This is a genomic window from Streptomyces swartbergensis (genome assembly GCF_002148965.1).
In the GTDB taxonomy this organism is placed as follows: Bacteria; Actinomycetota; Actinomycetes; order Streptomycetales; family Streptomycetaceae; genus Streptomyces; species Streptomyces swartbergensis.
In genome coordinates, this window is sequence record NZ_NGFN01000393.1 from 1 (window position 1) to 7,657 (window position 7,657).

At 68.9% G+C, this 7,657-nt stretch carries 7 protein-coding genes and 3 pseudogenes; 2 read left to right on the top strand and 8 right to left on the bottom strand.

Annotated elements, in window-relative coordinates:
- From CA983_RS37615 to CA983_RS37625, 3 genes are all read right to left on the bottom strand, one after another.
- Positions 1 to 1,261, bottom strand: a 1,261-nt coding sequence (locus CA983_RS37615; protein ID WP_086605212.1) for a glycoside hydrolase family 13 protein, incomplete at its 3' end; no start/stop codon positions are given.
- 35 nt (positions 1,262 to 1,296) lie between these two features.
- Entirely contained in the window at positions 1,297 to 2,247 is a 951-nt protein-coding gene (locus tag CA983_RS37620) for a carbohydrate kinase family protein (protein ID WP_086605213.1), read from the bottom strand.
- Positions 2,244 to 3,161: a GH32 C-terminal domain-containing protein gene (locus CA983_RS37625; protein WP_244207263.1), complete on the bottom strand. Its 918-nt coding sequence runs from the start codon at positions 3,159 to 3,161 to the stop codon at positions 2,244 to 2,246. The genes CA983_RS37620 and CA983_RS37625 overlap by 4 nt, the downstream gene beginning before the upstream one ends.
- Positions 3,162 to 3,188: 27 nt before the next feature.
- Here CA983_RS37625 and CA983_RS48495 point away from each other — a divergent pair.
- Positions 3,189 to 3,350 (top strand): annotated as a pseudogene (locus CA983_RS48495) (MFS transporter); the annotation flags it as partial.
- 183 nt (positions 3,351 to 3,533) lie between these two features.
- On the opposite strand, the gene CA983_RS37630 reads toward CA983_RS48495, so the two are convergent.
- The 3 genes and pseudogenes from CA983_RS37630 to CA983_RS49315 all read right to left on the bottom strand — a co-directional run.
- A complete protein-coding gene (locus tag CA983_RS37630; RefSeq protein ID WP_086605215.1) occupies positions 3,534 to 3,929 on the bottom strand; it encodes a VOC family protein in 396 nt (131 codons plus the stop codon).
- 130 nt (positions 3,930 to 4,059) lie between these two features.
- On the bottom strand, positions 4,060 to 4,509 hold the full coding sequence (locus CA983_RS48500; RefSeq protein ID WP_244207264.1) for a transposase: 450 nt from the start codon (positions 4,507 to 4,509) through the stop codon (positions 4,060 to 4,062).
- A 349-nt stretch (positions 4,510 to 4,858) separates the two neighbouring features.
- Positions 4,859 to 5,053, bottom strand: a pseudogene (locus tag CA983_RS49315) (ISL3 family transposase); the annotation flags it as partial.
- A 460-nt stretch (positions 5,054 to 5,513) separates the two neighbouring features.
- Here CA983_RS49315 and CA983_RS46425 point away from each other — a divergent pair.
- Positions 5,514 to 5,672 carry a hypothetical protein gene (locus CA983_RS46425; RefSeq protein WP_158101931.1) on the top strand — a complete coding sequence of 53 codons (159 nt, stop codon included), beginning with the start codon at positions 5,514 to 5,516 and terminating at the stop codon, positions 5,670 to 5,672.
- A gap of 444 nt (positions 5,673 to 6,116) precedes the next feature.
- On the opposite strand, the pseudogene tpg reads toward CA983_RS46425, so the two are convergent.
- Together tpg and CA983_RS37645 are read right to left on the bottom strand one after the other, a co-directional pair.
- Positions 6,117 to 6,479, bottom strand: a pseudogene (gene tpg / locus CA983_RS37640) (telomere-protecting terminal protein Tpg); the annotation flags it as partial.
- A 393-nt stretch (positions 6,480 to 6,872) separates the two neighbouring features.
- Positions 6,873 to 7,657 (bottom strand): ABC transporter ATP-binding protein (locus CA983_RS37645; protein ID WP_143645678.1); only part of this gene is annotated, 785 nt, incomplete at its 5' end.

The window sequence follows — 7,657 nt, forward strand, 5'->3', positions numbered from 1 at the left end:
GGGGGGGCACGTTGCCGGACCAGGGGATGGGGATGCGGCAGCCGTCGCGGCCGGGGTTGGTGTGGCCGGAGCGTTCCCAGACGGGGTCCTGGCGTACGGCCTCGGGGAGGGCTTCGACTTCGGGCAGGCCGAGTTCGTCGCCTTGGTAGATGTAGGCGCCGCCGGGCAGGGCGAGCATGAGCAGGGCTGCGGCGCGGGCGCGGCGGGTTCCCAGGTCCAGGTCTGGGGGGCCGTCGGGGAGGTAGGGGACGTTGGGTATCCAGCGTTTGACGTTTGGACGGGCGTAGCGGCTGGTGTGGCGCATGACGTCGTGGTTGGACAGGACCCAGGTGGCCGGTGCGCCCACGCTGCCGAGCATGGCGAGAGAGTCGTCGATAGCCGCGCGCAGGGCCTTGGCGTCCCAGCTGGCCATGAGGAAGTCGAAATTGAACGCGGTGTGCAGGCCGTCGGGGCGGACGTAGGCTGCCAGGCGTTCGGGGGTGTCGGTCCAGGCTTCGGCGACGAAGGTGCGGTCGCCCGGGTACTCATCGGCGATCTTGCGCCAGGTGCGGTAGATGGCGTGGACGTCGTCGCGGTCCCAGTGGGGGTGCGGGGTCTGTTCCCCGGCCAGATCGGGCAATTCGGGGTCCTTGAGGAGGCCGTGGGCGACGTCGATGCGGAAGCCGTCGACGCCGCGGCTGAACCAGAAGCGCAGGATGGACTCGAACTCGGCATGGACGTCGGGGTGCTGCCAGTTGAGGTCGGGCTGCTGGGGAGTGAACAGGTGCAGATACCACTCGCCGTCGGGCACGCGTGTCCAGGCGGGGCCGCCGAAGCAGGACACCCAGTTGTCGGGCGGCAGGTCGCCGTCGGGGCCACGGCCAGGCCGGAAAATGAAGCGCTCTCGCTCCGGACTGCCGGGGCCGGCGGACAGGGCGGCCTGGAACCAGTCGTGCTGGTCGGAGATGTGGTTGGGCACGATGTCGGGGATGATCCGGATCCCGTGACGGTGTGCGTCCTCGATGAGCTGCTCGGCTTCGGCGACGGTACCGAACAGCGGGTCGATGGCGCGGAAGTCGGCGACGTCGTAGCCGCCGTCCGCCATCGGGGACTTGTACCAGGGGTTGATCCAGCGGGCGTCCACGCCGAGTGATTGCAGGTAGGGCAGGCGGGTGCGCAGTCCGGCGATGTCGCCTTCGCCGTCTCCGTTTCCGTCGGCGAAGCTGCGGATGTAGACCTGGTAGATGACGGCGCTGCGCCACCAGGCGGAGTTGGTGGACATGGCGGGGTCCTTTGGCGGAGGAGGCTGCAAGGGGCTCACCGCATTGCCGGGGCGAGGGAGGAGTCCTCGGCTGCCAGTGCCGCGGCGATCTCCTCGCTGGTGGGTGGTTGTGCCCCCGCGCGGGCGCAGGTGAGGGCGTCGGCGGTGACGCACCGTCGCAGGGCCCTTTCCAGTTCGGCGGGCGTGCCCGGGATGTGGACCGTGCCATCGGGCTGGAGGAGGGTGTCGAGGAGGCAGGCTTGGAAGGCGTCTCCGGCGCCGATGGTGTCGACGACGTGCGTCGGCGGTGCGGGGACGGTGAGCTGGTGGTGCTCGGTGAGGGCGGTTGCGCCCTGGGCGCCGCGGGTGATGACGGCCAGGCGCGGGCCGTGGGCGAGCAGGGCCCGTGCCGCGGCTTCGGGGGTGAGGTCGGGGTAGAGCCAGGCCAGGTCCTCGTCGCTGGCCTTGACGAGGTCGGCGGCGGCGACCAGCCGCTCGGCCCGCGTGCGGTAGGCGTCGCGGTCGGGCAGGACGGCGGGGCGCACGTTGAGGTCGACGGAAACGGAAACGGCGCGGCCCGGGTGGCTGCGGTGTGCGTGGCAGGTCTCGACGACGCGGGTGGCGCCGGGTTCGACGACGGCAGCGAGTGAGCCGGTGTGGATCAGGGTGGTCTGGGGCGGGAGGGGGATGTCGAGCGGATCCCAGGCGGCGAGGAAGTCGTAGTGGGCGCTGCCGGTGGTGTCATCGAGGTAGGCGAGGGCGATGGTGGTGCGGCTGGAGGCACTGGGCCGGCAGTGCACTTCGACGCCGATGGAGTCCAGGTACGCGCGGACCAGTTCGCCCGGCAGATCGTCGCCCCAGCAGGTCATGAGGGTCGCCGGCTGGCCGAGCCGGCGCAGGCCGACGGCGACGTTGGCGGGACTGCCGCCGGGATGCGGGACGATGTGGGCGCAGCCTGCCCGCCAGGCGAGATCGACCAGAGCCTCGCCGATGACGACCGTGGTCATGAGACACGTCCCTTCCGGCCCGGCGCAGCGGCCGCAGCTTGCTTGATCTGAAGCGGCTGCAGGTCCCACGCGTCGACAGTGCAGTCGAGCCGTGCGCCCGTGGCGGCGCGTGCCTCCAGGCGCCAGGGGCGGTCGAACTTGGGAGAGAAGCCCTGTTCGCCGACCGGGTAGAAGCGCACGGTGAGTGCCTCGCCGGTGGCCAGGAAGATCTCGGCGATCGAATGGTCGACGACGATGCGCAGGTCGACCGGCCCGCCGCCGGGGCAGGGAATCTTGTAGGTGCCGCCGCGGGCGCGCGGATCAAGGGAGGCGCGGTCGCGGTTGACGACCAGCTCGCCGGCGTCGGCGTCGAGGCGGATGTCGAGGTACTCGGAGTTGTCGGGAGAAGTGACCAGGCGCAGGCCGGCCCTGCCGGTGACGTCCAGGCGCGCTGTGAGGTCGAAGCTTCGGCCCACTGTGCCCAGGTCCACCGGTTCGCTGTTCGAGGCGAGTCCCGCAGCGTGGAGGATGCGCTCACCGCGCAGTGCGAGGAGTTCCTCGGCGAGCCGCTGGTGGGTGCGGCCATCCTCAGTCAGGGTGACCTCGCGGGGCAGGATGAGCAGGCCGGCCCAGCCGTCGGCGTCGGACCACTCCTGTTCGCGGGCTTCCCAGGACCAGCCCCACAGCAGCCATCGGCCGCCGGGGGCGGGCAGCAGGGCGGGGGCGTAGAAGTCGGCTCCGTGATCGAGGAGTTGAGGCGCCGCGGGGTGGAGAACGTTGTCGTGTTCCTCGCCGACCAGGGCGAGGACGGAGCGGGGGCCGTCGTGGTCGTCCCAGGCGGCGACGATGAGGGCGCCGCGCCCGGAGCCGTCGGCTGCGGGGAGGTATTGGGGGCACTCCCAGCCCTCGCCGGTGAGCAGGCCCGCTTCGGGCATGCCGACGGGCTGCGGGGCACCGGCGTGGCGATCGGTGGGGTTTTCGGCGTCGCCACAGTAATCGGGCCGCTCCTCGGCGGGCTTTTCACCGACCATCTGTCCTGGCGGTGGGCGTTCTACATCAACGTTCCGCTCGCAGCTTGGGTGGTGATCGCCGCCGCCCGCAATCTCCCCGCCCGCAGGTCCGCGGCGTGTTCGTGCTCCATGTGCCGCCCCGCTCGGAACCTGCACGAGCGGGCCGACGCTGCGTTGGCTTTATCAGGCAGCAGTGGGATCTGGCACAGATCTTGGGGAGCGGTCGCGGAGGGTTACTGAGGCCTTGTCGGCAACATGACGGTTGCGGTGAGTGACGAGGGGATGCCCGCTCGCGGCCTAATTCTGCGGTGCCAGGGTGCGAAGGACGCAGAACTCGTTGCCCTCCGGGTCTGCCATGACCACCCAGTTTCGATCTGCGCCTTGGCCCACATCCGTCTTGGTGGCGCCGAGGTTGAGCAATCTGGTTACCTCGTCCTCCGTGCTGCCGTCGATCGGGCTGACGTCGAGGTGAAGCCGGTTCTTCACGGTCTTGCCCTCGGGCACCTGGATGAACAGCAGGGTGGGCGACATCTGGCGGGCCCGAACATCCTCGACAGTCGGCACCCAGGAGCCGATCTCGACCTTGCCCTCGCTCCGGTCGATCACCTTGAAGTCCAGGACCTCGCACCAGAAGGCCGCGAGTCTCTCCGGATCGTGGCAGTCAACGGTCAACTCGGTGAACCTACTTGTCATGACTCTCCCAGATAGTGCTGCGGGACTCAGAGTATGGGCCCGTGCCGCCCTCGTCCTGCTCCAGTTCGAACGCGGCCGCACCACCTGAACGAAGATCACGCATTGTCATGAGCCGGTTGCCGACAAGGGTTCACTGAAGGAGGATCATCTTGCGGAGTAGTTCGAATCCGGCTCGTCCGTAGAGCTGCCTTTTGATCTTCTTGATGCGGTTTACGGCGCCTTCGGTGCCGCCGGAGCTCCAGTGCAGGGTGAGTCCAGCTGTCACGGCGTCGAGGTCGCGGAGCAGGTGGAGTGCGAAGTTGGTCAGTCCGGGCAGTTGGCTGGCGTCGACGGCGTCGATCCATGCGGGGAGCGTGGGGCCAAGGCGGTTGGTGAGTATCTCGCCGAAGTCGCGGACGTGCGCGGCGGCGGTGTCCAGTTCGGGGCAGCGGGCCAGGACGTTCTTCAAAGCCGTGCGCTCTTCCTCGCTCAGGGTTGCGGGATGGCGGGTGAGCCAGCCGGTCACCTGCCGCACCGTTGGTGGCGGAGGCGGCGCCTGCGGTGGGGCGGCGCGCAGGGTGGCAATGTAGGCGCGGACCATCTCCGCAGGTCAAGACAGTGGAATAGGTCTGGCCACGGCGGATGGCGAAGTCGTCCACGCCCAGCACGCGCGGCGTGCCCGATTGCGGGTCCGGCAGTGCCATGACCCTGCGCAGCAAGCTCATCCTCCCTGCGTGCAGGCCCAGTTGGTCAGCCAGCCGGGCACCTGCCCGTCCGGCGAGCGCGAGCCCGACACGCTCCAAGACGTCATTGAGCCGCGTGGTGAAACGCGCGTACGGGGCGGTCAGTTGCCCGAACGGCTCGGCGAACGTACGACGCGGGCAGTCGCCTGCACGGCAGAGGAAGCGCCGGACCGTCAGCCGAATCACGACGTTCTGTCCACCAAGCGGCAGATCCTTCAGGCTGTGCAGGTAGGAGTCGTGCACTCGGTCCGAGAAGCGGCCGCAGTCCGGACATGCCGCGCCAGCCGCCCGGCCTCTCGCCATCACGTCGACCGTGCCGAAGGCGGCGGTCACCGCCTTGACGTCCACGTCGTCGATCCCGTCGAACACGAGAGAGTCCCAGAACGATTCGTCGGCCTGCATGTCCAGCACCGTCACCGGCCATAGCCAGCCACGGCACAGACAGCCGCAGACCTGACGAGGCGTCACTCCCGCCTGTCAAACGGCGAGGCGTACGCGGTCTCACGCGGACCCGGACCCTCCCAATCGAACACCGCGGTAACCCTCCGCGACCGCTCCCCAAGATCTGTGCCAGATCCCAGCTTTGACAGCACTTGTTCAGCACTTCAGGAGGCGCTCAAGCAGCGTCATGTTCGATGTTCACGAGAACCGCAGATGCGTTCCGGCGAGGGTGCCTCGTCGCTTTATGGCAGTCCTCGGGTGCGATACTCCCCCGTCGATTTAGCTGGCCGTTGAGCGCGACATCCGGCCGGCCGGTGACCGGCAACCAGGCGGCGCTGAGTTACCACACGCCCCCATGCTTCCGCGTCCCGATCACGACACATAGCATGACGCCACCGAGCCGCGAAATGGGGGCTGACCTGTGGGACTGATCTGGCTCCTGGCGTTAGTTCTAGTCATTCCGCTGGCGACGCTGTCGTATGCGGTCGGTAAAAGGACGTCCCCGAAGATGGGCCTGCTGTTCGCCTCGGGCTTGGTCGGCCTGCCCCTTGTGCTGCTGATCGCCGCGCTCATCAGGTGAGGCGGAGCTTCCGAACCGTCGCCCCGCATCATCTACGGGAACCCGTATGAGCCTGGCTCGATTGCGCACGCCCAATACGAGCGCGGCTCCGACTTCGCCGCCGGTCTCGCCGAGCATGGGGAGAACCCCGGGATCCGGCATGGCGGACGACGTCGCTCGCTGGTGCAGGGACCGGCTGACGCCAGCAGCAGGCTTCAAAGGCAAGGTCACTACGGCGATGATGGAGGGCTGCATCTGGGGATCCCAGGAGCGCTCCGCACCTGCGTCGACTGCTCCTACAGCGCAGCCCCCGGGTCGCTGACCAGGAAGGCTTCGGCGATACCTCGCATGGCTGATGAGAAATGACTGACAACTGAACGCTCAGCTCGCCAAGTGTCGCGCTCACTCGCCAAGTGAAGTGCTCAGTCACAACGACCTACCAAGGGCGCTCCTGAGACGTCACACCTAGAGGTCGAACTCCAGGTGCTCGACGTCGGTGAACTCCACCTCCAGACCGTGGGCGCCTCGGCCGCCGTCGCGGAAGTACGCCTCGCCGAGGCCTTCGGCGGCTATGTTGCGCAACTGCTGCTTGCCGGCGCCGGCCTCTTGGGCGGCGAACAGGCGGGCCGCGTACTGCGGGGGCAGGGCGATGGTCAGGTGGCGCAGCCGGGCGTCGTCGGTGGTGCCGGGTGCGGCGGTGAAGCCGAACCGGGCGCGGGTGTCGATGACCAGGCCGGTGCTGGTGGCMGCCTGCTTYCTGGCCTGAGCCCGGATGCGGGGCTGCCACCGCTCGCGTACCGCGTCCTCCAGGCACTGCGCGGGGTCGGCGGATCTGGTCTTTGACGTACCGCTCCACGGTGCGCTGCGAGATACCGAGCGCTTCGACCACGGCGCGGGTGCCCTTGAGTTGCTTGACGAGGTAGCGCATCTGCGCGCCGGCCGACTTGGGGATGGGGCGGGTGAACGCCTGCTGCACGGCTCGCTCGAGGCCGTCTCCGATGATGCCCATGCGGAACTCTCCGTTCATGATCGGCTGTGGGGGCTCATGAGCGCCGATCGCCGCCTCCGTGGGATAAGGCCTCGGGGGTGGGCGGAGCCTTGGACCACGCCTTCTCCCAACCAGCATGGTGTTGCTCCGGCACATGGCAGCCGCAGAGGAAGGCAACGAGCCGGCGCTGGTCAGCGGGGATCGCTTCTCTGTTGATGATCCGGGCCAGCGTACTAGCGTCTGGCCTGGTCGGGCGCCCTTTTGGGTTCATGGTTTGGCGCTCCAGGTTCCCCGCCCGGCCGGAGCATCTGGCTCGCGGCCAGCTCGCGGTAGAGGGCGCTGTCGACCAGCAACTCCTCGTGGCGTCCGCCGGCGGCTGTGCGGCCGTCGTGCAGCACGACGATGTGGTCGGCGTGCTGCACGGTGGACAGGCGGTGTGCGATGACCAGCAGGGCGCACTCCTGGGCGACGTCCTTCATGACGGTGGTGAGCGCCGATTCATTGATCGCGTCGAGGTGGGAGGTGGGCTCGTCCAGCAGGAGCAGTGCGGGGCGGGCCAGCAAGGCGCGGGCGAGGGCGACGCGTTGGCGCTCGCCGCCGGAGAGGGTGCTGCCGCGTTCGCCGATGACGGCGTTCAGGCCTCTCGGCAGCCGGTCGACGACTTCTTCGAGTCGAGCCAGTTCCATGACGCGCCGGATCTCCGCTTCCGTGGCGTCGGGCACGGCGTAGGCGATGTTGTCGCGCAGGGTGCCGTGGACGACGTGGGCGTTCTGGTCGACGACGGCGATGCGGCGGCGGCATGCGTCACGGGTGAGTTCGGCCGCGGGCAGCCCGTCGAAGAGCACGTCGCCCGCGTCCGGCTCGTAGAACCTCGCTGCCAAGGCGAACACCGTGCTCTTGCCGACTCCGGAGCGACCCACTAGGGCGACGTGCTGCCGGTGCGCGACGGTGAACGAAACGCCGCGCAGGACCGGCCGGTCCGGGTCGTAGCCGAAGCGGACGTCGCGCAGGGCGAGGG